Genomic DNA, 23,638 nt, shown 5'->3' on the forward strand with positions numbered 1-23,638 from the left:
AGAGGTAGAAGGAGAGCGGAGGACGCCGGTCGAGATCGACGGAGACGTTCAAGGGGGCAGGTCTCCTGCTGCGCACCAGTCAAATGGCGCAATCATGATCCGTGAGAAAACGCGTCACCGGAGCGGCGCGCCCCCGCGTGTTCAGCGGTTGTGCGTGCCGACGATCTTGTCGCCTTCGAGCTTGGTGAAGGGCACGAACGGCACGATCTTGCCGCCGTAGATATCCTCACGCGTCGTGGTGATCGAACCGTCGGCGCCTTGCAGCTTGGCGATCTTGAGCACGCGCTGCGCACCTGGCGGGCCGACCGGGATCACCATGAGGCCGCCCGACTTGAGCTGCTGCAGGAGCGGCGGCGGCACATGGTCGATGCCGCAGGTCACGATGATCTTGTCGAAGGGCGCGGCCTCTTCCCAGCCGTAGTAGCCGTCGGCAGCCTTGCTCTTGATGTGCTGGTACTCGGTGTAGCCCTTGTCGATCAGCTTGTCATAGAGCGCGCGGGTGCGCTCGGCAAGCGGCTTGATGATCTCGATCGTGTAGGCGTTCTCCGTCAGGTTGGCGATGTAGGCCGACTGCACGCCCGAGCCGGTGCCGATCTCCAGCACCTTGTCGCCGCGTTTCACCTCGAGCACGTTGGTCATGCGGCCCTGCAGGTGCGGGCCCGACATGGTGACGCCGTAGCCGATATCGAGGAAGGCGTGGTCGTAGGCATGCTTGTAGATCTGCGGCCTGACCGAGGCAAACTCCTCGCGCGGTGTGAGCAGAAAGGCGCGGATCGTGGGCGCGCTCCACAGATCCTTGTTGCGAAGCAAAGCCTGGAACCGATCCCAGCGTTCGCCGAGAAAAAACGGATCCTCGCCCCGGGTCTTGCCCCATTCGATGAAATGGTCGCGCGTGTCGGTCGGGGGATTGAGGTCCCAGCTATAGGGCTTGATGGTGGCGGCAAAGGCCGGCGAAACCAGACTGGCAACGGCGCTGGACGCGGCCAAGGCCGCCGTGCCGGAGACGAAGTCGCGTCTCTTCAAGATGTCCTCCTTGGCGCGTGCCCGGGCAGAGGGGGAAAGGGGCAGCCGCACGGCGACTAAATACGGGAATTGTGGCGGCTTTGCCAGTCCGATGGCCACGCGGCAGACTGTCCTGCGACAGTCGATCGGGACGTCCGCAGGCCCTGGGTTGTCTCCCTAGACCACCTCGGCTCCCCTGATCTCGGCGATCTCAGCGGCGGTGTAGCCGGCTTCGCCCAAGACCTCGTCGGTATGCTGGCCGAGTCTGGCCGGCGGCCGATCCACCGATCCGCCGCCATGCTCCAGCCGGAAGCCAGACCCCACCATACGGATCGGGCCATGTTCGGTATCGACGTCCTGCAGCACTGTGCGGTGCCGGAAGAGGTCGAGCTGGGCGGTCTCGGGGATGGTGAGGACCCGCCCCGCAGGAACATCCGCCCTGGCAAACCGCTCGGCCCAAGTCGCCGAGGTGTCCTTCTTCAGCGCCTCCTCGACGATCTCATGCAGAACCTTGTTGTTCTGGATGCGGGTCGGCCAGTCGACGAAGCGCGGATCGGTGAGCGCATCCTCGCGGCCCAGGGTCTTCATCAGCCGCTGGAACTGCGGATCGGTCATGACGGCGAGCACGATCCAGCCGTCCCTGGTCTTGAAGAGGTCACCGGTCGGCTTCCTGGTGACCGACAGATTGGCGGCCTGTTCGTGGACCCGGCCGGTCATCATGTGCTCGGTGAATTGCTGGGCAAGATAGGCCATCACCGCGTCGATCATGGCGACATCGACGAGCTGGCCCTTGCCGGTATGGGTGCGCTGGTAGAGCGCCGAAGCCACGCCGAAGGCCGCCGTGGCACCCGACATCACGTCCGCGCCGGCAAAGCCCACCCGCGTCGGACCATTGGCCGGAAAGCCGGTGATCGACATCAGGCCCGACATGGCCTGGATCATGCCGTCGAAAGCGGCGGTCTTGGCCGCCGGTCCGACCTGGCCGAAGCCCGACACCGCGCAGTAGATCAGCCGCGGATTGACCGGCTTGAGCGCCTCGTAGCCGATTCCGAGCTTGTTCATGACGCCGGGGCGGAAGTTCTCCATCACCACGTCGGCCTTCGCGGCCAGACGCTTGATGATCTCGATCGCCTTGGGCTTTTTGAGGTCGAGCGTGATCGACCGCTTGCCGGCATTGACCGCGACCCAGGGTGCGGCGAGCCCGCGCTTCTCCCAGTCGTTGGCGCGGCTGCCGAAGCGCATCTCGTCGCCGTCGCGCGCTTCGACCTTGATCACGTCGGCGCCCAGCAGGGCGAGCTGGTAGGAGGCATAAGGCCCCGCCAGCACGCGTGTGAAGTCGAGGATCTTGACGCCGACGAACGGTTTCATGGAAGCGCGCCACTCCAGTGGCGCTTCATCGCGCCTTCGGCGGCATCCCGTGAGCGCAACTGGAATTGCGCACTCGGATGAACCATCAAGCCACTCCGGCCCGCTTGCGCTGGTCGAGCGCCACCTGCTTCACCTTGTCGAACTCGGCGCGGCGACGGGCCACTTCCTCGGCCGGCATGCGCGCGAGATTGTTGTAGTCCTGCTTCCACTCACCGTCTCCGTTCCAGCGCAGCGCCGACTGCACTGTTGTGCGCGGACCGGGCGCGCGCTCCAGCACCTTGAGCGCAAGGTCGAGCGTGAAGCGCTGCGTGTCCGGCTCGTGCGGCTTGCCGCAGGAATTGCCGAGCGGAAAATCGCTGAACAGGAAACGCGGCACGCCCGCCCATTCGACGATGTCCTTCGCTGCTCCCATGATGACGGTGGGGACGCCGTTTCGTTCGAGATATCGGGCCGTCAGACTCACGGTCTGATGACAGACGGGTCACGTGGGCACCAGGAGGGCGGCATCGACCTGATCCTGCCGGCAGCGCGCCAGGATCTCCGGCGCGTCAGTCTCGATCGTCACCCGCTGACTGCGGTTGGTCGGCGCGCCGTGAAAGTGCGGCGCCAGCTTGAACCGGCCCTGCGCCGCGAACTCTCGCATCAGCGGCAACGGGAACCAGGTGTTGCTGTCCGTGGCCGTCGTATGCTTGCGGTCGTAGCCGATGTGGCTGATGCGCGTGTCGTGATCGGCCGCGGTGTCGCCCGAATAGACCGTGTAGAACTTCGCCGCCGCATTGTAGGCCGCCCCCGGCCCCTGGTCGCCCTTGTCGGGCCGGTAAGGTGCCGCGGTGGTGATCAGCGCCAGCACGCTCTCGTTGAGCGGCTTGCCAAGCGGCTGGAACGGCGCATCGACATAGTGCGCCCAGCGGTAGGGGTTGTCGTAGCCCAGCGCCAGATAGTACTCGCGCGTGCGCCGCATGTACTCGATCGGCGCGTCGAAATCGGGGGCGAAATCCGTAGTATCGGCCATGGGCGAACCCTAGGCGAGCGGCAGTCGAAGTCAAACCGGCGTTTCCGCTGACCGATGCTGTGGTGGTGGTGGTGGTGGCCGAGCCACGCCGCCGCAGGCGATGCGCAGCCATAGTGCGGCCCAACTCGCACGCGTTATATAACGCGGGGAAACTCCCGGATTGGAGTGCAGGGCATGGCCATCGGACGGCGCGGCATTTTGGCGGGCGGCGCAGCTCTTTGGGTCGGCGCGCCGGCGAACCTGCGGGCGCAGAGTACGTCGAAAGTCAATGTCGGCCACGGCATGGCGATGCATGGCGAGCCGAAATATCCTGCCGACGCCGGGCCGCCCGAGTTCGTCAACCCCGACGCGCCCAAGGGCGGCGCGGTCAAGTTCGGCGCCCTCGGCACCTACGATTCGCTCCATCCCTTCACCCTGAAGGGCGTGCCCGCCGCCGGCATCGGAAACCTGTGGGAGACACTGTGCCGCCAATCGCCGGACGAGGCCTTCACGGTCTACGGCCTGATCGCCGAGACGATCGAATGGCCTGACGATCGCTCGTGGGTCGCCTTTACGCTGCGGCCGCAAGCAAGGTGGCACGACAACACTCCCGTCACGCCGGAGGATGTCGTCTTCAGCTTCGACATCCTGAAGAGCAAGGGCAAACCCAACTACGCCGCCTACTATGCCGACGTGCTTAAGGCGGAGAAGACCGGTGAGGCCAAGGTCCACTTCACGTTCCGCAACGACAAGAACCGCGAGCTGCCGCTGATCCTCGGCCAGTTGCCAATCTTGCCGTCCAAATGGTGGCAGGGAAAGGATTTCGAGAAGGTGTCGCTCGAGCCCGCGCTGGGCAGCGGACCGTACAAGGTCGACACCTTCGACGTCGGGCGCTCCATAACCTATCGCCGCGTGGCGGACTGGTGGGCCAGGGATCTGTGGCTCAATCGCGGCCGCAACAACTTCGATACGCTCCGTTACGACTACTACCGCGACAACACCATCATCTTCGAGGCCTTCAAGGGCGGCGAGACCGACATCCGTCGCGAGAATTCGGGCCGCAACTGGACGATCGGCTACAAGGATCTGCCGGCGGTCGCCGATGGCCGCATCCAGCGGGCCGAGATCGCGCATGAGAATCCGACGCCGATGCAGGGCTTCGTCTTCAATACGCGGCGCGACATGTTCAAGGATCGCAACGTGCGTCAGGCGATCGGCCTGATGTACGACTTCGAATGGCAGAACAAGAATCTGAGCTACGGCTTCTACCAGCGCACGCGCTCCTACTTCGGCAATTGCGAGCTCGAGGCCAAGGGCCTCCCGTCCCCCGCTGAACTGAAAATCCTGGAGCCCCTGCGCGCCAAGATCCCCGACGAAGTCTTCACCGCCGAGTTCGATCCGCCCAAGACCGACGGCTCGGGCAACATCCGCGAGCAGGTGCGCCAGGCTATCCCGCTCCTGAAGGCGGCGGGCTGGGAGATCAAGAACGGGAAGATGACCGACAGAAACGGGCGCAAGCTCGCCTTCGAGATCCTGCTGAACGACGCGGCGTTCGAGAAGATGGCGCTGCCGGTGAAGCAGAATCTCGACCGCATCGGTGTCGACATGACGATTCGCACGGTCGACACATCGCAGTACCAGCGTCGCACCGACAACTACGATTTCGACATGGTCATCGACGTCTGGGGCGAGTCGCTGTCGCCGGGCAACGAGCAGCGTGACTTCTGGGGCTCCAAGGCCGCGGACATTCCGGGCGGGCGCAACACGATCGGCATCAAGGATCCAGCGATCGACCAGCTCGTCGATCTGATCATCGCCGCGCCCGATCGCGAAAGCCTGATCACGAGCACGCGCTGCCTCGACCGCGTGCTGTCATGGCACATGTTCGTGATCCCGCAATTCTACTCGGGCAAGGCGCTGGTCGCCTACTGGAACCGCTTCGGCCGTCCGGCCAAGACCGCCAAGTACGAGCCCCTCGCCTTCGACAGCTGGTGGGTGGACGAGGCCAGGGACCGCGCGCTGACCAGCCGCGACGAGAAGAAGACGTGACCGAGCCGTCGCCCTGTTCTCTCTTCCTCCTCTCCCCCGCCAGGGGGCAAGGGCGGGTGAGGGGGCGTCGAAGGCGGTGCATCACCCCCTCACCTAATCTCTCCCCCTATAGGGGGGAGAGGAATATGATGCGCGTCTTCTAAATGCTCGCCTACATCCTGCGGCGCCTGGCCCTGATCGTGCCGACGCTGTTCGGCATCATGGTGCTGAACTTCTTCATCATCCAGACCGCGCCGGGCGGACCGGTCGAACAGATGATCGCGCGGATCGAGGGCACCGCCGTGGGCGCCACCGAGCGCTTCTCGGGAAGCTCGTCCGGCGGCGAGATGATGCAGCGCGGACAGAACCAGGAAGGTAGAGGCGGCGAAAGCGCCTATCGCGGTGCGCGCGGCCTACCGCCGGAGCTCATCAAGCGCATCGAGAAGATGTATGGCTTCGACAAGCCGATCTACGAGCGCTTCTGGCTCATGATCCGGAACTATGCCGTCTTCGACTTCGGCGACAGTTTCTTCCGCAACCGGCGCGTGGTCGATCTGGTGCTGGACAAGATGCCGGTCTCGCTCTCGCTCGGTCTGTGGACGACGCTGCTGGTCTATCTGGTGTCGATTCCGCTGGGGATCGGCAAGGCCGTCCGCGACGGCAGCCGGTTCGACCTCTCGAGCTCGACCTTCCTGATCGTCCTCAACGCCATTCCCGGATTCCTGTTCGCCATCCTGCTCGTCGTGCTGTTCGCAGGCGGCCGCTATTTCCAGTGGTTCCCGCTGCGCGGCCTCGTGTCCGACGACTGGCACAGCCTCGGTCTCGTTCCCAGGATCGCCGACTATCTGTGGCACATGGTGCTGCCGATCGCCTCGATGGTGGTAGGCGGCTTCGCGGGCCTCACCTTCCTGACCAAGAACTCCTTCATCGACGAGATCGGCAAGCAGTACGTCATGACGGCCCGTGCCAAGGGCCTGGTCGAACGCCGCGTGCTTTACGGTCACGTCTTTCGCAACGCCATGCTGATCGTGATCGCGGGCTTTCCCGCCGCCTTCGTGAGCGCGCTCTTCACCGGTTCGCTGCTCACCGAGGTGATCTTCTCCCTCGACGGGCTCGGCCTGCTGGGCTTCGAGGCGGCGATCAACCGCGACTATCCGGTGATCTTCGGCACGCTCTATTTCTTCGGCCTGATCGGCCTCGTCATGAACATCGTCGGCGACCTCGTCTACACCGTCGTCGATCCACGCATCGACTTCGCGACCCGCGGCGCATGAGAGCCGTCACGCGGCGCAGGCTTCTGCAGTTCCGCGCCAATCGCCGTGGAATGATCTCGCTCGTCCTGTTCGGCGCGATGTTCTTCCTGTCGTTGTTCGCCGAGTTCCTGGCCAACGACCGCCCGATCCTGGTGCGCTACGACGGCAAGTTCTACATGCCGGTTTTCCACGACTATCCGGAGACGACCTTCGGCGGCGACCTGCCGACCAATGCCGTGTTCACAGACAAGGAAATCCGGCAGTCGATTTCGGCCAGGGGATGGATGCTGTGGCCGGCCATCCCCTATGGCTACGACACCATCGTCGAGAGCGAGCATCGCAGCTCCCTGTTGGCGCCCTCGCTCGCCCATCCGCTGGGCACCGACGACCAGGCGCGCGACGTGCTGGCGCGCGTGATCTACGGCTTTCGCATCTCCGTCCTGTTCGGCCTCGCGCTGACGATCCTGAGCTCGATCGTGGGCATCGTCGCGGGCGCGGTGCAGGGCTATTTCGGCGGCTGGGTCGACCTTTCCTTCCAGCGCTTCCTCGAGATCTGGTCGAGCATGCCCACGCTCTACCTGCTCATCATCCTGGCGAGCCTGGTCCAGCCCGGCTTCTGGATCCTGCTCGGCATCATGCTTCTCTTCAGCTGGATGGCGCTGGTCGGCTATGTGCGGGCGGAGTTCCTGCGCGGCCGCAATTTCGACTATGTGCGGGCGGCACGCGCGCTCGGCATGCTGGACGTGCGCATCATGATGCGGCACATCCTGCCCAACGCCATGACCGCCAGTCTCACCTACCTGCCCTTCATCCTGGCCGGGTCCGTAACCACCCTCACCTCGCTCGACTTCCTGGGCTTCGGTCTGCCGCCGGGCTCGCCGTCGCTGGGCGAACTGGTGTTGCAGGGCAAGAACAATCTCAACGCGCCGTGGCTCGCCTTCACCGCCTTCTTCGTTATCGCGCTGATGCTGGCGCTGCTGGTGTTCATCGGCGAGGCGGTGCGCGACGCCTTCAACCCGCGCAAGGTGGCGGCATGAGCGAACCGGCCCTGCTCGAGGTGCGCGATCTTTCGGTGACGTTCGGCGCCGGCCGCAGCGCGGTCGAGGCGGTGAAGCGCGTGAGCTTCGAGGTCCGGCGCGGCGAAACCGTCGCGCTGGTGGGCGAGTCGGGCTCGGGCAAATCGGTCACGGCGCTCTCGGTGCTGCAGCTCCTGCCCTACCCGACGGCCCGTCATCCGAGCGGCTCGATTCGCTTCCAGGGCCGGGAGATGGTCGGCGCACCGGCACGCGACCTGCTGGCGGTACGCGGCGACCGCGTGTCGATGATCTTCCAGGAGCCCATGACCTCGCTCAACCCGCTGCACACGATCGAACGCCAGGTGAACGAGGCGCTGATCCTGCACAAGGGTCTGTCGCGCGCAGCGGCCCGCCGGCGCACACTCGAGCTGCTCGAGCAGGTCGGCATCCCCGAGGCGGCCAGGCGCCTCGACGCCTATCCGCACCAGCTCTCGGGCGGTCAGCGCCAGCGCGTCATGATCGCCATGGCGCTCGCCAACGAGCCCGACCTCCTGATCGCCGACGAGCCGACCACGGCGCTCGACGTCACCATCCAGGCGCAGATCCTGAAGCTCCTGAAAAGCTTGCAAGCGAAGTACGGCATGGCGCTGCTGTTCATCACCCACGATCTCGGCATCGTGCAAAAGATCGCCGACCGGGTGTGCGTGATGACCCAGGGCGAGGTCGTCGAGCAGGGGCCGGTGGCGCAGGTCTTCGAACGCCCGCGGCATGCCTATACCCGGCACCTCCTGTCCGCCGAGCCGAAGGGCCGGCCGGTCGAGGTCGATCCTGCCGCGCCGGAGATCGTCCGGCTCGACGATCTCAAGGTGCACTTTCCCATCAGGCGCGGCGTGCTGCGCCGGCCCGTCGGCTACGTGAAGGCGGTGGACGGCGTGAGCCTCGCGCTCAAGGAGGGCCATACGATCGGGCTGGTGGGCGAATCCGGCTCCGGCAAGACGACCATCGGTCTTGCGCTGCTGCGGCTGGAAAGGAGCGAGGGCGGCATCCGCTTCGACAGCCATGACCTGCAGGCGCTTGGCCAGCGCGACATCCGTCCGTTGCGCCGCGAGATGCAGATCGTGTTCCAGGATCCGTTCAGCTCGCTCAGCCCGCGCATGACGGTCGCGGAGATCGTCGGTGAAGGCCTAGAGGTGCACCGCATCGGCAACGCTGCCGACCGCGCCGGGATGATCGACGAGGCCTTGCGCGAGGTCGGGCTCGATCCTGCCGTCCGCGATCGCTATCCGCACGAATTCTCAGGCGGCCAGCGCCAGCGCATCGCCATCGCCCGCGCCCTCGTGCTGAAGCCGCGGTTCATCGTCCTCGACGAGCCCACGTCGGCGCTCGACATGAGCGTGCAGGCGCAGATCGTCGACCTGCTGCGCGACCTGCAGGCGCGGCACCGGCTTGCCTATCTCTTCATCAGCCACGATCTCAAGGTGGTGCGCGCGCTCGCCGACGAGGTCGTGGTGCTGCGCGAGGGCAAGGTCGTCGAGCGCGGCCCAGCCGAGCAGGTGTTCGGTCGACCCCAGACGCCCTATACCAGGGCCCTGATTGCCGCAGCTTTCAATCTCGAGACGGTAGCGTAGAGGGACACCATGGCGGGAGCGATCGCCTATGTCAGCCGCGACACCGACGGCGTCGCCTGGAAGAAGGTGCTGGAGGCCGGTCTGGGGTCGATCGACTACCGCACGCTGGCGGACGGTCTCGGCAACACCGACGAAATCGAGGTCGCGCTCGCTTGGAAGCCGAAGCCGGGTCTGCTCGCCTCGTTCAGGAACATGAAGATGATCGTGTCGCTCGGCATGGGCGTCGATCACCTCCTGGCCGACGACAGGCTGCCCGGGGGCGTACCCATCACCCGGATCATGGACCACGGGCTCGTCGGCCAGATGAGCGAATACGCGATCTACTGGGCGCTGCGGCATCATCGCGACATCGACAAGTACGAGAACTCGCAGCGGATGCGGGCGTGGAAGCAGGAGGAATTCGTCGACACCATCCATCGCCGCATCGGCGTGATGGGCCTCGGAACGATCGGCCAGGACACGGCGAGGAAATTCGCCCTGCTCGGTTTCCCGACCGCGGGCTGGAGCCGGACCGCCAGGGCGATACCCGATGTCAGAACGTTCCACGGCGCCGACGGCTTCCGGAATTTCCTCGCGCGCACCGACATCCTGGTCGACGTCCTGCCGCTCACCCGCGACACCCGCGGCCTGCTCGACGCCACGACCTTCGCGGCCCTGCCGAAGGGGGCCTATTTCATCAACATGGCGCGCGGCGGCCACGTCGTGGACGCCGACTTGCTGGCGGCCCTCGACTCGGGGCATCTGAGCGGTGCGGCGCTCGATGTGTTCAACACAGAGCCGCTACCGTCCGATCATCCCTACTGGACGCATCCCAGGGTGCACGTGACGCCGCACATCGCCGGCGCCACCAACCCGCGCACCGCCTCGCCGGGCGTGATCGAGAACATCAAGCGCCTGCGCGCCGGCCAGCCGCTCATCAATCTGGTCGATCCGAAGACGGGATATTGATCTTTGCAGCCCGGAATATCTGTGTGATCCCGAGCCAAGCGAGGGATCCTTGGTCAGGGCGGTGAAGGATCCCTCACTCCGTTCGGGATGACACGCACGAGAGCAAGAACGGAAGAGTCTAAGCCATCACTTTCGACGCCGCCTTGATGTTGGAGCGCTTGATGCGATCGAGATTGGCGCCCTCGATGCGCACCAGTTTGGTCAGCGAATCCCGTTTGGGCGAGTGAATCATGCCGACATCGTAGAAGTGAGCATCGCCCGGCTTCAGGACGTAGCTGCGCTCGGCTTCGACCAGCGTCGGATTGGCGCCGTCGCCTTTCTTCACGATGTGCCAGTCGGTCATCTCCGTGTCACCCACCGCGAGGCCATAGATCGCCCAGCTCGAGCCGTGATCGTGCGGCTCGCCATGCGCCGGCTTCTCGTAGACATGGCCGCAGATGCAGAAGCCCAGCTCGGGGTCCTCGTACAGCACCTTGCGCGGCTTGCACTGCTCGGCGGTGAGATGCCTGTCGACGAACGCCTGGTCGAGCAGGACCCTGGAGACGAGCTTGCAGACTTCCTGCTTGCCGCCGGTCCCGGGATCGGCCTTCAGCGCCGCCCGGATATCGTTGGCGAGCTGTTCGAGTGTGTAGGCCATTTCGTCCTCCATCAATGGCTGGCGATCCGCGTCTCGATCGCGGTGAAGATGGCACGGGCGGCCTGGGCTTCGCCACCCTCCGGCCGGCCGGGCCGGGTGGCGTTGTTCCAGGCCATCATGTCGAAGTGCGCCCACGGCACGTCGTCGGGCACGAACTCCTGCAGGTAGAGGGCGGCTGTGATCGCGCCGCCGAAGGCCACGCCCGGCGCGTTGTTGATGTCGGCCACCTTGCTGTCGAGCAGGCGACGATAGCCCTTGAACAGCGGCATTCGCCACATCGGATCGGCCGCCTCCTTGCCCGCGGCCACCAACTGCCCGGCCAGCGTGTCGTCGTTGCAGAAGAGTGCCGGCAGGTCGGTGCCGAGTGCCACGCGCGCGGCGCCGGTGAGGGTTGCGCAATCGATCATTACCGTGGGCCTCTCCGAGGCGCCCTCGTGCAGGGCATCGCACAGGATCAGCCGGCCCTCGGCATCGGTATTGCCGATCTCGACCGTGATGCCCTTGCGCGTCGGCACCACGTCGAGCGGACGGAAGGCATTGCCCGAAACGCTGTTCTCGACCGCCGGCACCAGGAGCCGCAGTCGCACCGGCAGCTTTGTCGCCATGATCATGGAAGCCACGGCCATCATGGTGGCCGCCCCACCCATATCCTTCTTCATGTTCAGCATGCCGCTCGCCGGCTTGAGATCGAGGCCGCCCGAGTCGAAGCAGACGCCCTTGCCGACCAGCGTCACTTTTGGATCGCTCTCGCTGCCCCAGGTGAGATCGATCAGCCGCGGCGCGCGGGCGCTGGCGCGGCCGACGGCGTGCACCATGGGATAGTTCTGCTTCAAAAGCTCGCCGCCGATGATGACTTTGACCTTGGCCTTGTGTTTCTGCGCGAGCGTCTCGGCCGCCGCCGCCAGCTCGGCCGGCCCCATGTCGGACGAGGGCGTGGTGATGAGATCGCGCGCCGTCGAGATCGCGTCGACGACGGCCGCCGTCCGCGCTTTGTCGGCGCCATGCGGCCACACGATCTTCGGTCCGGCCTTGGACTTCTTCGAGCGGTAGCGGTCGAACCGCCAGGCGCCGAGGCCGATCGCGACCGCGGCGTCGGTCGGCGAGACCGGCGCAGTGTCGGAAAGCCGCCAGGTGCCGGCCGGCAGCCGGGTGGCGAGCGCGCCGAAATCCCACAGATCCGGCGTGGCCGAAAGCACCAGCACGGCACCCACCGCCTTGCCGTCGCGGCCGGGCAGAACCGCGAAGTCGCCGGCCGCACCGGCGAGACCGAGCGATTCGAGCCAGCCCCGCCGGGCGGCGCCCTGCTCCCTGAGCCAGCTCCGCCATTTCGGTGCGGCCACGAATTGCACCGGCAGGGACGACGAAGTGCGATCGACGAAGGGCAGCGGCATGGACAGGCTCATCGGAAATGGGTGTAACGGGCGAGAGTGCCGGGCAAACCGGCGTGCTGGCAAGCGAGGCAACCAGGAGCAGCCATGGCGCAGTTCACATTGGTGATCGGCAACAGGAACTACTCGTCGTGGTCGCTGCGCGGCTGGCTGATGGCCAGGATCGCCGGCATCGACTTGGAGGAGATCGTGGTGCCGCTCGACCGGCCCGAAACGCAAGCGACAATCCGCAAGCATTCGCCCTCCGGCCGCGTGCCGGTGCTGCTGCACGACGGGATTGCGGTCTGGGAGTCGCTCGCGATCGCCGAGTATCTCAACGAGGTCCGGCCCGGCGCCGGCCTGTGGCCGGCAGCGACAAGGGCGCGCGCCCATGCGCGCGCGATATCGGCCGAAATGCACGCCGGCTTCGCCGAGTTGCGCACCCACATGCCGATGAACATCCGCGCCTCCTTGCCGGGCCGGGGCATGACCCCCGAGGTGCGCGCCGACATCGAGCGCATCACGGCCCTCTGGCGCGAATGCCGGCAGCGCTCTGTGAAGGCGGCATCGAAGGACGATGGCTTCCTGTTCGGCCCGATCTCCGCCGCCGACGCGATGTACGCGCCTGTCGTCACCCGCTTTCGCACCTACGGCGTGACGCTCGACGCCGATGCCGAGGCCTATTGCAAGACCGTTCTCGCCCATCCCGCGATGAGGGATTGGATCGACGGGGCAAAGCAGGAACCCTGGTCGATCGCCAAAGACGAGTTGGCCTAAGTCGCTACCACACGCCGAAGAAGATGCCGTGCTTCTTGTGGGTGGCGGTGCGGGCCTCGACGTAGGCGTCGTCGACGGTGACGCGGCTCTTGCGCTCCTTCAGCCAGGCGCCGAGCCGGCCTTCCATCTTGCGACGGATGTGGGCGTAGGCATCGTTGGCGCCGAGGTCGCGAAGCTCGCGCGGATCGTTGGCGAGATCGAACAGCATCGGCCGGAAGTCCTGCCACCAGACGTATTTCCAGCGGTCGGTGCGCACCATCATGGCGCGGCATTCCTGCGGCTTGCGCTTCAGGATGCGGCGCGCCTCGCGGAAGGAATAGTCGAGTTCGGAGAACACCGCATCGCGCCAATCCGCCGGCGCGCCGCCATCGCGCAGCAGAGGCAGAAGAGAGCGGCCTTCAACGAGATGATCGTTGGCCGGCAGGGCGAGCGCGGCGAGGATGGTGGGCACAACATCGACGGCCTCGACGAAACGGTTGTCGATCGTGCCGCGCGTCGCGTCGGCTGACGCGTCCGGATCATAGACGATGAAGGGCACGCGCAGCGCCTCCTCGTAGAACATCTCCTTCTCGCCGAGCCAGTGGTCGCCCAGGAAGTCGCCGTGGTCCGAGGTGAAGAAGATCAGCGTGTCGTCGAACCGGCCGAGCCTCTCGAGCAGGGCGAACAGCCGGCCCAGCCAATCGTCGATCTGCTTGATGAGGCCCATGTAGGTCGGCCGCACCATCTCGGGCGCCTCGGGCCGGCTGAACGAGTCAGACTCCTCGTGCCGGCGATAGGCTGCCAGCACCGGATGCTGGTCGACGAGCTCAGCCTCGCTGCGATTGAGCGGCAGGCAGTCCTTGGGCCCGTACATCGCGTGATAGGGTGCCGGCGCCATGTAGGGCCAGTGCGGCTTGACGTAGCTGAGATGCAGGAACCAGGGCTTCTCGCCCATCTCCTCGACGAAGCGCATGGCCTCGCGCGTCATGTAGGCGGTCTCGGAATGCGCCTCGGCAACGCGCGCCGGCCGCCGCGCGTTGCGCATGTGCCAGCCCGAGAGCTTCTCACCGTCGGGGCCGTCGGCTGCGATCACATAGTCGCTCCAGGGATCGTCGGAGTTGTAGCCCTGCTGGCGCAGATAGGCCGCGTAGCCGCTTTCGTTGCCCGGCGGTGAATGACCGTCGTAGCGGTCGAGCTCCTCGAAGCCGCCGGCGCGCATCAGCGCCGCCAAAGCCGAACCGCCCTCGATGCCGTAGCGCTCCAGGCCTTCGATGTCGGGCAGCACATGCGTCTTGCCCGCCAGCGCCACAGGCAAGCCGGCTGGCCGCAGGTAGTCGCCGATCGTCTTCTCGCGCAGCGACAGCGGCACACGGTTCCAGGTGGCGCCATGGCTCGTCATGTAGCGGCCGGTGTAGTAGGACATGCGCGAGGGCCCACACACGCCCGACTGCACGTAGGCGCGTGGGAACAGAACACCCCTTTTTGCCAGGCCATCGATCGCCGGCGTCTCGAGGTGCGGATGTCCGGCGCAGGACAGATGATCGGCGCGCAGCTGATCGCACATGATGAACAGGACGTTGCGGACCTTGCCCACGCCGGCTTCCCTCCCTCTTCGACACCGCCTATCTAAGCCGCATGACCGACGCCTCGTCCATCCGCGACATCCTCAACTGCTGGTTCCTGCCGCTCGGCGATCCAGGCCACGGGAAGCCGCGCGAGATCTGGTGGAAGAGCACGCCCGAGCTCGATGCCGAGATCGCCGCGCGCTTTGCCCCCTTGCTGGAACGCGCGATCGGAGGCGAGTTCGACGGCTGGTCCGGTTCGCCCGACGGGGCGCTGGCGCTGATCCTTCTTTGTGACCAGTTTCCGCGCAACATCTATCGCCGTTCGGCGCGCGCGTTCAGCGGCGACGGCAAGGCGATCACGACGGCGCGCATCGCGCTCGCGCGCTTCTATCCGGCGGCGTTCCCGCGCGACATGCGGCTCTTCTTCTACATGCCGTTCCAGCACAGCGAGGCGCTGGCCGATCAGGAGCTCGCCTGTGCCCTGTTCGCCGGGCTGGGCGGCGAGGACAGCGTCAAATACGCGATTGGCCACCGCGACATCATCGCCCGGTTTGGACGCTTCCCGCATCGCAACGACGTCCTGGGCCGCGAATGCACGGCCGAGGAGTTCGACTACCTCAAGACGGCCGATCGCTTCGGCCAATGACCATGCGATAGAGGTCCGCCGTCGCGCCGTCGAAGCAGCAGAAGATCACATGCTCGACGGCGACATGCTGGCGGACCTCGCGTACGGCGATCGCGGCCGCATGTTCGCGGGGGAACCGATAGATGCCGGTCGAGATCGCAGGAAAGGCGATGCTCGCAAGCCCGTGCTGGCGGGCAAGCGCCAGGCTGTTGCGATAGCAGCTGGCGAGCAGCTCGGGCTCGCCTCGCGTGCCACCACCCCAGACCGGACCGACCGTATGGATGACGTGCCGCGCCTTCAGCCGATAGCCGCGGGTGATCCTCGCCTCGCCCGTCGGGCAGCCGCCCAGCGTCCGGCACTCGGCGAGAAGTTCCGGTCCCGCGGCGCGATGGATCGCGCCATCGACGCCGCCGCCGCCCAACAGGCTTTCGTTGGCGGCGTTGACGATGGCGTCGACGTCGAGCCGCGTGATGTCGCCTTCGATGACCTCGAGGCGAGCCACGGCGCTACCAGTAGCGGACCGGGCCGGTATCGAGATGGACGAAGCCGGAGCGCGGATAGAAGCCCACACCGCCCATCTGCAGCGACCGCGCCGCTTGCCGGATCTTGGAGACCGGCACGCCGGGAAGGCGGATGTCCATCGCGTTGCCGTTCATGTGCTGGCTGTCGCGCGCCACCCCGGCGCTGACGCTCGCCAGCCAGGCGTTGGTCTCGGGTGAGCGATAACCGGAGAGCACCTCGACGGTGCCGTGGAACCCGGTGACCTGCATGGTCTGCCACAGCACGTCGAACAGCAGCGGATCCATTTCCGTCTGCTCGCCGGTCTTCACGTCGCGCAGGAAATGGTTGAGCTTGTCGAGCGCGTCGCGATGGTAGGTGCCGTCGGACCAGTAGGTCACGCTGATGCTTTCGCCCGAATTCACGTTGGTCATGGCCAGCGAGCGCGGGCTGGTTGTATCGAGTTGCGGCGGCTCGATCGGCGCCGAGGGAGCGAAACCGCCATAGCGAGATCCGCGCAGGCTCTGCGGTGTCGTCACACGATGGACGGCCACCTTGCGCGTCGTCTGGGCCGCGGCCGTCTTGTGGATCGCGGATCTGGCGGAAACGACCTTTTTGGGGGCCGGCTTATGAGTGGCCGGCTTGGCCTTCGAAGTGCCTCGAAGGATGGTGGTTTCGGACTTGCCTGTCGCGGTGGTCTGGGCGAAACCGGCGCTGGCAAACACCAAGGTCATCGCCACACTCAACACAAAACTCCGCATCCCTGCCCCGAGGTTGTTGCATTTTTGCCACATGAGCTTCTATCAGAGACGGAGCCCGGCTCAAAGCAAATTATCCGTTTCGGCCAAGGGCTAAGGCGACGGATTTACCTATCCATTTGCGCGTGTGACCGTTTGCATTTACACGCGACAATGGTCGAAGACGGCAGCATCGCCCTGCAGCCAGACGACCGTCTTCCCGGCGTGCGCCAGAGCAATGAGCCGCCGATCGATCTCGTCCTTTGCCAGACAGGGAAAATCCTTTCGCTTGCCGACGAAGAGGCGCTCGGCATCGCGCCGCGCCATGGCGAGGACCTCCGGCGACACCAGCTGGTCGTAGACGATCACGTCGGCCCGCTGCAGCAGGCGGTGGGCCTTGAGCGTCAGCAGGTCGGGATCGCCCGGTCCGGCATCCACGTGATGGACCATGCCGAACGGGTTGTCCGCGCTGCGCGCCGCATCGAGCAGACGGATGAGCTCGCGGCGGGCGCCGGTCTCGTCGCCCGCCAGGGCGATGGCCGCCACCCGGCCGTCGAACACGTGGTCCCAGAAGTGCCGCCGTGCCTGCGGATCGCGCAGCGTGCGGCGAACCTGGTCGCGGAACATATCGGCGAAGCGCGCCACGCGGCCCAATGCGGCCGGCAGCATCCGCTCAATCTCGGCCCGCAGCTTGCGCGCGAGCGCGGGCGCCGTCCCGCCGGTCGAGATCGCCACCGTCACGAGGCCGCGGTCGATGATCGCCGGCATGAGGAAGCTCGACAGCGCCGGCCGGTCGACGACGTTCACCGGCACCGAGCGCGCCTGGGCTATTCGCGAGACGGCCTCCTGCAACGGCTCGTCGTCGCTCGCCACGAAGACGAGGCTCACGCCGGCCAGTTGCGCATCGCAAAAGCCGCGGCCAGCCCAGTTCACTTGGCGCTCGGCGATGAATTGCGCCACCTCGCCTGTCACCGTCTCGGCAACGACCGCCACCTTCGCGCCTGCCGCCAGCAACAGCTCGATTTTCCGCGCGGCATGGTCGGTGCCGCCGACGACCAGAACCCGACGATCGTTCAGGGAGAAAAAGAGCGGGAAGGCCTGCATGGCCTCGCGCCGAGCGAAAATCGTGCCATGACGCTGTTCAGCGCGCGGATTCGGCCAGCTTGCCGCTGTCCCACCGGCCGGGACGGACTTTTCCATCGGCGCTGACCAGCTTGCCGTATCCCTGGCGTCTGCCGGCCCGGAATTCCCCTTCATAGCGCTCGCCGTCGGCAAGCGTTTCGACTCCGACGCCGTCCAGCAGGTCGGCATGGAACTCGCCGGACTGCACGAGACCGGGTGACGTCATCTGCCGGCGCACACCCAGTCCCTCGAGGCGGCCGTCGACGAAGTTGCCCTCGGCCCGCTCCACACCGGGCTTCTCGCGCACGCCGAGGCCTGTCGACTGGCCGTCGCGCCATTGGCCTTCGTAGCGTGAGCCGTCGGACAGGCGGACGGTGCCGAGGCCGTTCAGGCGATCGGCCTTCCACTCGCCTGCCTGATGCTCGCCCGTATCGAGTTCCGCAACCCCCAGCCCTTGCCGCTGACCGGCCTCGGTCTGGCCGATGTAGCTCGCCCCGTTCGGATAGGAGAGACGCTCGGCGTTCTCGAGGCCTGGCCGCGCGGCGCGCGCGGCGGCAATGCGCGCCTCGCCGGCCGATGCGCGGCCCGCATCTGCCGCCTCTTTCGCCTTTTCCGCGGCCGCCCGCGCCCGCGCCGCTTCGCGCTCGGCCTGACCGACCAGTGCCTTTTGCGCCAGCGATTCCGGCGAATCGGCAAGAGGCGCGGTCGTCGCGGCCGCGCTCGGCGTCGGCTTGATCGGGGTCGGTTGTGGCAAGGTAGCGGAATCGGGCGGCGCCGACGACGGCGTGGCAGGCGCCGGCGTCAGGGCCGCCGGCCCGGCCGGCGCCACGGAGTGCTGAGGCGGGGACGTCTCGCTCGAGGCCGTTTGGCTGGAGGCGGCCGGCGTGGATGGCGTTTGTCCTTGCGTGGCCGACGCGAGCACATCGCGCACGGCCGGCTCGAACCACCATGCCGCAGCGGCGCCGGCCAGCAGGATCAGGACGACGCCGCTCCAGAGACCGGCCCTCGACGGTGCGGCCGGCGGCGCGCGAAGAGGCTCATGCCGCTCGCGATTGACTCCCCCGAGCCGCGGCGCGGTGGCCGCCGGCATGCGCTGCGTCGGCGCATCCTGCGCCGAGGGCAGCGAGGTGCCGAAGGAGGTGCGCCATTCGGCGACGGACTGTGGCCGCTCGTTCCCGGCGAAGGCCAGCGCTCGATCGACCGCCGCGAGGAACGCGTCGTCGAAGCGGCCGGCCTCGCTCCTGGCCAGCGGACGGTAGGGATCGGCGCCGACGCGCGACGCCGCTTCCGGTGGCGTGCGCCCGGTGATGGCGTGATGCAGCACCGCCGCCGCCGAGTAGATGTCGCTCCACGGCCCCTGCTTGCCTTCGAGCGCGTACTGTTCGATCGGCGCATATTGCGGCGTCAGCACACCGGTCAGCGTGTGCGTGCGACCGCTCATTGCCAACCGCGCCGCGCCGAAATCGATCAGGATCGGCACGCTGTCCCGCCGGATGATGATGTTCGACGGCTTGATGTCGCGATGGAGGAAGTTCTGCGCGTGGACCGCCGCGAGGCCGCTCAGCAGGCCATCGGCAAGCCGGCGCACGTCGTCGGGCGGCAACCCCCGGCCCGGCTCGCGCAGCAGCTCAGCGACGCTGCGGCCGTCCTCGAACTCCATCACGGTATAGGCGGTGCCGTTATCCTCGAAGTAGCGCAGCACCGGCACGATGTGCGGATGACGAAAGCGCGCCAGCGCGCGCGCTTCGTCGAGAAAGCGCTCGCGGCCCCAGGCGAAATCATCGGCGAAGCGCGCGCCGCGTGGCACGACCTTGCGACCGCCCTCGCGGACGGCGAAGGCAACCGGGAGATATTCCTTGATGGCGACGATCTTCGCGAGCTGCGTATCGAACGCGCGATAGGTGATACCGAAGCTGCCATGCCCGATCATCACGTCGAGCCGGAAGTCGCCGAGCTGCGTGCCGATCGGCAGGGCCTGGACGTTGTCGGGATTCATCGGGGTGCGCTTGTCCACCCCCTAAATGCGCGTTCGCGGCCGGGCGCACAAGCCGTTGTTGCGCCCTTCCAACACGCCGCATGCAGCAGGCTAGCGAACGCTGTTGGGCGTCGTTGCCGTCACCGCCTGCGTGTGTGCCGTCTGCAGCTGCGGCACGAGCTGCATCAGCATGATCAGGAGGCAAAGGCCGATCGCGGTGATCATGGTTGCCGGGCGCGTGTGCAAATGCGGCGTCGGCTGCCGCCTTATCCGTCGGTCCGTCATGGCGGACATTCCCTCTGAAATAAAGACGTCATCAAAGTCAGACCTAAGCCCGAAATATGGATGGGCCCGGCCGCAGGTATATATAAACGAGGGACGGAGGCTGTTCAAGGAAAATATTGCAATAGCAATGCGTTAAGAAGGATTGTGAATAATCTGGTGTAATCCTGACAAGTCGCGACGCCCTGGCCGGCCGAGGCCCTGTCTCGGGGGTGCGGCCGCGGGATGGCCGAGCGTCGACCGTGCGAGGTATTGTGTCGGACATGAATGCGCCCCTGCACGACAATACCCGCACCCTGGTGCTGACCGGCGCCAGCCGCGGCATCGGCCATGCGACGGTGAAGAAGTTCAGCGCCAGCGGCTGGCGCATCATCACCATCTCGCGCCAGCCCTTCAGCGCGCTGTGCCCGTGGCCGAGCGGCGGCGAGAATCACGTGCAGCTCGATCTCGCTGATCCACTCGAGCTCGGCCGCGGCATCGAGGAGATCCGCAAGCGTCTCGCCGGAGGCAAACTCGATGCGCTGGTCAACAATGCTGCGGTCTCTCCCAAGGGCACGAACGGCACGCGGCTCGGCGCCATCGACACGCCGTTCGACCTCTGGCGGCAGGTGTTCAACGTCAATTTCTTCGCGCCCGTGGCGCTGGCGCGCGGACTGATCGATGAGCTCTCGGCGGCGCGCGGCGCCGTGGTGAACGTGACCTCGATCGCAGGTAGCCGCGTGCATCCCTTCGCCGGCTCGGCCTATGCGACGTCCAAGGCGGCGCTGGCCGCCCTCACGCGCGAGATGGCGCACGATTTCGGCCCGCTTGGCATTCGTGTGAACGCGATCGCGCCGGGCGAGATCAATACCTCGATCCTCTCGCCTGGCACCGAGAAGATCGTCGAGAACCAGATCCCGATGCGCCGCCTCGGCACGCCCGACGAGGTCGCCGACGTGATCCACTTCCTGTGCGAGAAGGGCGCGAGCTACGTTTCCGGCGCCGAGATCCAGATCAACGGCGGCCAGCACGTGTAGGAGAGTTGCATGGACACCACCATCACCAACTTGAAAGGCGAGACCGGCCGCGACGCGCGGCGGCGCATCCGAACGGGAAGCCATCGCCTGCCCACCGCCGGCATGGCGCCGGGCTATGTGCAGGGCAATCTCGCCATCCTGCCCAAGGCGCTGGCGGCCGATTTCGCCCGCTTCTGCCAGCTCAACCCCAAGCCCTGCCCGCTGCTCGGCCAGTCCGAGCCCGGCGACTGGCGCCTGCCAATGCTGGGCGAAGATCTCGACATCCGCACCGACATCCCGCGCTATCGCATCTGGAAGCATGGCGAGCTCGTCGAGGAGGTCACTGACGTCAAGCAGGTGTGGCGCGACGATCTCGTGTCGTTCGTGCTTGGCTGCTCGTTCTCCTTCGAGGAGGCGCTGATCGAGAACGGGCTCGAGCTCCGCCATCAGACCTGCAACAGCAACGTGCCGATGTATCGCACCAGCATCCAGTGCGCGCCGGCCGGTCCGTTCCATGGACCGATGGTGGTGTCGATGCGGCCGTTCCGGCCGGCCGATGCGATCCGTGCGGTGCAGGTCACGACCCGCTTTCCCTCGGTGCACGGCGCGCCGGTCCATCTCGGAAAGCCAGAGCTGATCGGCATCAAGGACATCGCCAGGCCCGACTATGGCGATGCCGTCCCGGTGCGCGACGATGAGCTGCCGGTGTTCTGGGCCTGCGGGGTCACACCGCAATCGGTCGTGGCGACGGTGAAGCCCGAGTTCTGCATCACCCACGCGCCGGGCTACATGCTGGTGACCGACCTTCTGAACGCGCGCCTCGCCGTTCTCTGATGGTCGCCCTCGCCTTCGAGGGCCACGCCAGAGGCGGCGTGGAAAAGGTCGTTGTCGAAATCGAGGAGCTGGTGATCGCCGGCTGGACCGGCCGTGACGTCGCCGCGCTCGAGCATCACATCGAGGAGCTGAAGGCGATCGGCGTGCAGCCGCCGTCGAAGGTGCCGCTCTTCTATCGCGTAACCGCGAGCCTGCTGACGCAGGCCGACAAGGTTGAGGTGCTGGGCGACGACACCTCGGGCGAGGTCGAGCCGGTGCTGGTGGGCGCGGCCGACCGACTATGGGTCACGCTCGGCGCCGACCACACCGACCGCAAGGTCGAAAGCTACGGCGTGGCGATCGCCAAGCAGATCTGCCCGAAGATGATCGGCCGCACCGCCTGGCGCTTCGAAGAGGTCGAGCCGCACTGGGATCGGCTGATGCTCCGCAGCTTCGTGCACGACGAGGGCAAGCGCGTGCTCTACCAGGAAGGGCCGCTCGCCAGGATTCGCGCACCGCGCGATTTGGTGGCGGCCTGGCGCGGCGGCGACCGGAGGCTGCCGGCCGGTGTCGCGATGTTCTGCGGCACGCTGACCACGTTCGGCGCCATTCGCTCTTCGCCGCGCTTCGAGATGGAGCTCGAGGATCCGATGCTGGGCCGCAAGCTCCGCCACGGCTACGAGGTCAGGGCACTTCCGGTCGTCATGTGATCTTCGAGCCGGAGGCTCGCAGTCCGGAACAACGCATGGATCTTTGCGACCGCGAGCATCTCGCTCATGAGCGCCCGCGATCCGGAAGGCAGCCGCCAGCGGGCTTGATCGCGCCGCATGGGTAAACGTACGTTCACGGCCGGGAGGACTTCGCACCCATGGTCAAAGGCGCGTTCGACGGAGTGACCGTCCTCGACTTCACGCAGGGCGTCGCGGGCCCGCATGCCTCGATGCTCCTGGCGCTGCACGGCGCGGACGTGATCAAGATCGAGCCGCCCGAGGGCGACTGGGGCCGCGCGCTCGGCGAATTGAAGGGCGGACACTGCGCCCATTCGGTCGCCTTCAACCGCGGCAAGCGCTCGATCGCGCTCGACCTCAAGTCGCCCGACGGCATCGCGGTGGTGAACAGGATCGCGGCCAAGGCCGACGTAGTGATGGAAAGCTTCCGGCCGGGCGTGATCGACCGGCTGGGCTTCGGCTACGAGAATCTCAAGAAGATCAACCCCGGGGTCGTCTATTGCTCGGTATCGGGCTTCGGCCAGACCGGCCCGTTTGCGAAGCGTCCGACCGTCGATGGGCTGATCCAGGCCTTCTCCGGCATGATGGTAATGAACAAGATGCCGGACGGTACGCCCTGGCGGCAGGGCATGATCGCAGTCGATGTAACGACGGGTCTTTATACGTTCCAGGCTCTAGCGCCTGCCATCATGCGTCAGTTCCGCTTCGGCGAGGGCTGCTTCATCGATTCGAGCTTGATGCGTTCGGCCGCTGCCTACCAGGGCGCCAAGCTGATGGAATGGGTATTCTCCGGCGGGCCGCCGCCGCCGCTCTACATGCCGGCGGGCAGCTACAAGACGAAGAACGGCTACATCATGGTGTCGGCCATGCGGCCGCACCACTTCCGGCTCTTGTTCGAGCTGATCGGCCGCCACGATGTCGCCAACGACCCTGATCTGCAGAGTCATGAAGGCCGCATCAGCAATGCCGCCAGGATCGTGAAGGCGCTGAACGAAACCATGCCCTCGAAGACCACCGAGGAATGGATCGCGATCCTGCAGCCCAAGGACGTGTTCTGCGAACGGGTGAACAACTACACCGACTACCTCGACCATCCGCACGTCAAGGAATCGGGCGCCGTCGACTGGATCGAGCAGGAAGGCTTCGGCCGCCTTCCCGTTGCCAACATCCCCGGCCTGCCGCGCGCGTCGGAGCATCCGCCGCAGCAGCACGCGCCGCATGTCGGCGAGCACGGCGCCGACATCCTGCGCGAGCTGGACTTCAGCCCGGCCGAGATCGACGCCCTTTTCGCCCGCGGCGGCATC

Annotated in this window: 22 protein-coding genes; 11 read left to right on the forward strand and 11 right to left on the reverse strand. The window is 66.4% G+C overall.

The genetic code is table 11. From position 1 onward, the window contains the following. Positions 1 to 141 precede the first annotated feature (141 nt). From VH499_RS10810 to VH499_RS10820, 3 genes are all read right to left on the reverse strand, one after another. Positions 142 to 1,023: a protein-L-isoaspartate O-methyltransferase gene (locus tag VH499_RS10810; RefSeq protein ID WP_332052736.1), complete on the reverse strand. Its 882-nt coding sequence runs from the start codon at positions 1,021 to 1,023 to the stop codon at positions 142 to 144. Positions 1,024 to 1,179: 156 nt separating this feature from the next. Next, positions 1,180 to 2,370 (reverse strand): CoA transferase, encoded by a 1,191-nt coding sequence (locus VH499_RS10815; protein WP_332052737.1) that lies wholly within the window; start codon positions 2,368 to 2,370, stop codon positions 1,180 to 1,182. 85 nt (positions 2,371 to 2,455) lie between these two features. After that, a complete protein-coding gene (locus tag VH499_RS10820) occupies positions 2,456 to 3,382 on the reverse strand; it encodes a glycine/sarcosine/betaine reductase selenoprotein B family protein (RefSeq protein WP_332052738.1) in 927 nt (308 codons plus the stop codon). Positions 3,383 to 3,556: 174 nt separating this feature from the next. On the opposite strand from VH499_RS10820, the gene VH499_RS10825 reads away from it, so the two are divergent. The 5 genes from VH499_RS10825 (at position 3,557) to VH499_RS10845 (ending at position 10,234) form a co-directional block, all read left to right on the forward strand. Next, the gene (locus tag VH499_RS10825) at positions 3,557 to 5,410 is read left to right on the forward strand and encodes an extracellular solute-binding protein (protein ID WP_332052739.1); all 1,854 of its coding nucleotides are present in this window, start codon (positions 3,557 to 3,559) and stop codon (positions 5,408 to 5,410) included. Between the two features lie 143 nt (positions 5,411 to 5,553). Beyond that, positions 5,554 to 6,663, forward strand: coding sequence for a microcin C ABC transporter permease YejB (locus VH499_RS10830; protein WP_332052740.1), 1,110 nt, complete (start codon positions 5,554 to 5,556; stop codon positions 6,661 to 6,663). Continuing rightward, positions 6,660 to 7,679 carry an ABC transporter permease gene (locus tag VH499_RS10835; RefSeq protein ID WP_332052741.1) on the forward strand — a complete coding sequence of 340 codons (1,020 nt, stop codon included), beginning with the start codon at positions 6,660 to 6,662 and terminating at the stop codon, positions 7,677 to 7,679. Before VH499_RS10830 ends, VH499_RS10835 begins: the two co-directional genes overlap by 4 nt. Beyond that, positions 7,676 to 9,286, forward strand: coding sequence for an ABC transporter ATP-binding protein (locus VH499_RS10840; protein ID WP_332052742.1), 1,611 nt, complete (start codon positions 7,676 to 7,678; stop codon positions 9,284 to 9,286). The genes VH499_RS10835 and VH499_RS10840 overlap by 4 nt, the downstream gene beginning before the upstream one ends. Before the next feature lie 9 nt (positions 9,287 to 9,295). Then, positions 9,296 to 10,234, forward strand: a complete 939-nt coding sequence (locus VH499_RS10845; RefSeq protein WP_332052743.1) for a glyoxylate/hydroxypyruvate reductase A — start codon at positions 9,296 to 9,298, stop codon at positions 10,232 to 10,234. A 118-nt stretch (positions 10,235 to 10,352) separates the two neighbouring features. Here VH499_RS10845 and VH499_RS10850 read toward each other — a convergent pair whose 3' ends face one another. Together VH499_RS10850 and VH499_RS10855 are read right to left on the reverse strand one after the other, a co-directional pair. Then, positions 10,353 to 10,871, reverse strand: coding sequence for a hypothetical protein (locus tag VH499_RS10850; protein WP_332052744.1), 519 nt, complete (start codon positions 10,869 to 10,871; stop codon positions 10,353 to 10,355). Positions 10,872 to 10,882: 11 nt separating this feature from the next. Next, positions 10,883 to 12,262, reverse strand: coding sequence for a leucyl aminopeptidase family protein (locus tag VH499_RS10855; protein WP_332052745.1), 1,380 nt, complete (start codon positions 12,260 to 12,262; stop codon positions 10,883 to 10,885). A gap of 84 nt (positions 12,263 to 12,346) precedes the next feature. Here VH499_RS10855 and VH499_RS10860 point away from each other — a divergent pair, with 84 nt between their 5' ends. Beyond that, positions 12,347 to 13,015, forward strand: coding sequence for a glutathione S-transferase family protein (locus VH499_RS10860; protein WP_332052746.1), 669 nt, complete (start codon positions 12,347 to 12,349; stop codon positions 13,013 to 13,015). A gap of 4 nt (positions 13,016 to 13,019) precedes the next feature. Here VH499_RS10860 and VH499_RS10865 read toward each other — a convergent pair whose 3' ends face one another. After that, positions 13,020 to 14,588: an alkaline phosphatase family protein gene (locus tag VH499_RS10865; protein WP_332052747.1), complete on the reverse strand. Its 1,569-nt coding sequence runs from the start codon at positions 14,586 to 14,588 to the stop codon at positions 13,020 to 13,022. A gap of 41 nt (positions 14,589 to 14,629) precedes the next feature. On the opposite strand from VH499_RS10865, the gene VH499_RS10870 reads away from it, so the two are divergent. Then, complete coding sequence (locus VH499_RS10870; RefSeq protein ID WP_332052748.1) at positions 14,630 to 15,205, forward strand: DUF924 family protein; 576 nt, start codon at positions 14,630 to 14,632, stop codon at positions 15,203 to 15,205. Here the strand turns inward: VH499_RS10870 and VH499_RS10875 are convergent. The 5 genes from VH499_RS10875 to VH499_RS10895 all read right to left on the reverse strand — a co-directional run bounded on the left by VH499_RS10875 (position 15,177) and on the right by VH499_RS10895 (position 19,801). Next, positions 15,177 to 15,686 carry an O-acetyl-ADP-ribose deacetylase gene (locus tag VH499_RS10875; RefSeq protein ID WP_332052749.1) on the reverse strand — a complete coding sequence of 170 codons (510 nt, stop codon included), beginning with the start codon at positions 15,684 to 15,686 and terminating at the stop codon, positions 15,177 to 15,179. The two genes, VH499_RS10870 and VH499_RS10875, sit on opposite strands and share 29 nt — an antisense overlap. A gap of 4 nt (positions 15,687 to 15,690) precedes the next feature. Further along, positions 15,691 to 16,416 carry a DUF882 domain-containing protein gene (locus tag VH499_RS10880; protein WP_332052750.1) on the reverse strand — a complete coding sequence of 242 codons (726 nt, stop codon included), beginning with the start codon at positions 16,414 to 16,416 and terminating at the stop codon, positions 15,691 to 15,693. Between the two features lie 165 nt (positions 16,417 to 16,581). After that, positions 16,582 to 17,523, reverse strand: a complete 942-nt coding sequence (locus VH499_RS10885; RefSeq protein WP_332052751.1) for an NAD(P)-dependent oxidoreductase — start codon at positions 17,521 to 17,523, stop codon at positions 16,582 to 16,584. Between the two features lie 37 nt (positions 17,524 to 17,560). Next, the gene (locus VH499_RS10890) at positions 17,561 to 19,555 is read right to left on the reverse strand and encodes a protein kinase domain-containing protein (protein ID WP_332052752.1); all 1,995 of its coding nucleotides are present in this window, start codon (positions 19,553 to 19,555) and stop codon (positions 17,561 to 17,563) included. A gap of 72 nt (positions 19,556 to 19,627) precedes the next feature. Beyond that, on the reverse strand, positions 19,628 to 19,801 hold the full coding sequence (locus VH499_RS10895) for a hypothetical protein (RefSeq protein WP_332052753.1): 174 nt from the start codon (positions 19,799 to 19,801) through the stop codon (positions 19,628 to 19,630). A gap of 260 nt (positions 19,802 to 20,061) precedes the next feature. Between VH499_RS10895 and VH499_RS10900 the strand changes: the two genes are divergently transcribed. The 4 genes from VH499_RS10900 to VH499_RS10915 form a co-directional block, all read left to right on the forward strand. Beyond that, complete coding sequence (locus VH499_RS10900; RefSeq protein ID WP_332052754.1) at positions 20,062 to 20,814, forward strand: SDR family oxidoreductase; 753 nt, start codon at positions 20,062 to 20,064, stop codon at positions 20,812 to 20,814. 9 nt (positions 20,815 to 20,823) lie between these two features. Beyond that, positions 20,824 to 21,627, forward strand: a complete 804-nt coding sequence (locus tag VH499_RS10905) for a putative hydro-lyase (protein WP_332052755.1) — start codon at positions 20,824 to 20,826, stop codon at positions 21,625 to 21,627. Positions 21,628 to 21,665: 38 nt separating this feature from the next. Then, entirely contained in the window at positions 21,666 to 22,316 is a 651-nt protein-coding gene (locus tag VH499_RS10910; RefSeq protein ID WP_414709774.1) for a DUF2848 domain-containing protein, read from the forward strand. Positions 22,317 to 22,474: 158 nt separating this feature from the next. Next, positions 22,475 to 23,638 (forward strand): CoA transferase (locus tag VH499_RS10915; protein WP_332052757.1); only part of this gene is annotated, 1,164 nt, incomplete at its 3' end.

Origin of the sequence: Reyranella sp., from assembly GCF_036558665.1 — a bacterium.
In the GTDB taxonomy this organism is placed as follows: Bacteria; Pseudomonadota; Alphaproteobacteria; order Reyranellales; family Reyranellaceae; genus Reyranella.

Excerpts from the sequence above, each read along its gene's own strand:
- VH499_RS10855 (WP_332052745.1), bottom strand. The coding sequence starts at position 12,262 with ATGCCGCTGCCCTTCGTCGATCGCACTTCGTCGTCCCTGCCGGTGCAA.
- VH499_RS10870 (WP_332052748.1), top strand. The coding sequence starts at position 14,630 with ATGACCGACGCCTCGTCCATCCGCGACATCCTCAACTGCTGGTTCCTG.
- VH499_RS10845 (WP_332052743.1), top strand. The coding sequence starts at position 9,296 with ATGGCGGGAGCGATCGCCTATGTCAGCCGCGACACCGACGGCGTCGCC.
- VH499_RS10885 (WP_332052751.1), bottom strand. The coding sequence starts at position 17,523 with ATGCAGGCCTTCCCGCTCTTTTTCTCCCTGAACGATCGTCGGGTTCTG.
- VH499_RS10860 (WP_332052746.1), top strand. The coding sequence starts at position 12,347 with ATGGCGCAGTTCACATTGGTGATCGGCAACAGGAACTACTCGTCGTGG.
- VH499_RS10895 (WP_332052753.1), bottom strand. The coding sequence starts at position 19,801 with ATGACGGACCGACGGATAAGGCGGCAGCCGACGCCGCATTTGCACACG.
- VH499_RS10900 (WP_332052754.1), top strand. The coding sequence starts at position 20,062 with ATGAATGCGCCCCTGCACGACAATACCCGCACCCTGGTGCTGACCGGC.
- VH499_RS10815 (WP_332052737.1), bottom strand. The coding sequence starts at position 2,370 with ATGAAACCGTTCGTCGGCGTCAAGATCCTCGACTTCACACGCGTGCTG.
- VH499_RS10840 (WP_332052742.1), top strand. The coding sequence starts at position 7,676 with ATGAGCGAACCGGCCCTGCTCGAGGTGCGCGATCTTTCGGTGACGTTC.
- VH499_RS10835 (WP_332052741.1), top strand. The coding sequence starts at position 6,660 with ATGAGAGCCGTCACGCGGCGCAGGCTTCTGCAGTTCCGCGCCAATCGC.
- VH499_RS10825 (WP_332052739.1), top strand. The coding sequence starts at position 3,557 with ATGGCCATCGGACGGCGCGGCATTTTGGCGGGCGGCGCAGCTCTTTGG.
- VH499_RS10850 (WP_332052744.1), bottom strand. The coding sequence starts at position 10,871 with ATGGCCTACACACTCGAACAGCTCGCCAACGATATCCGGGCGGCGCTG.
- VH499_RS10830 (WP_332052740.1), top strand. The coding sequence starts at position 5,554 with ATGCTCGCCTACATCCTGCGGCGCCTGGCCCTGATCGTGCCGACGCTG.
- VH499_RS10880 (WP_332052750.1), bottom strand. The coding sequence starts at position 16,416 with ATGACCTTGGTGTTTGCCAGCGCCGGTTTCGCCCAGACCACCGCGACA.
- VH499_RS10905 (WP_332052755.1), top strand. The coding sequence starts at position 20,824 with ATGGACACCACCATCACCAACTTGAAAGGCGAGACCGGCCGCGACGCG.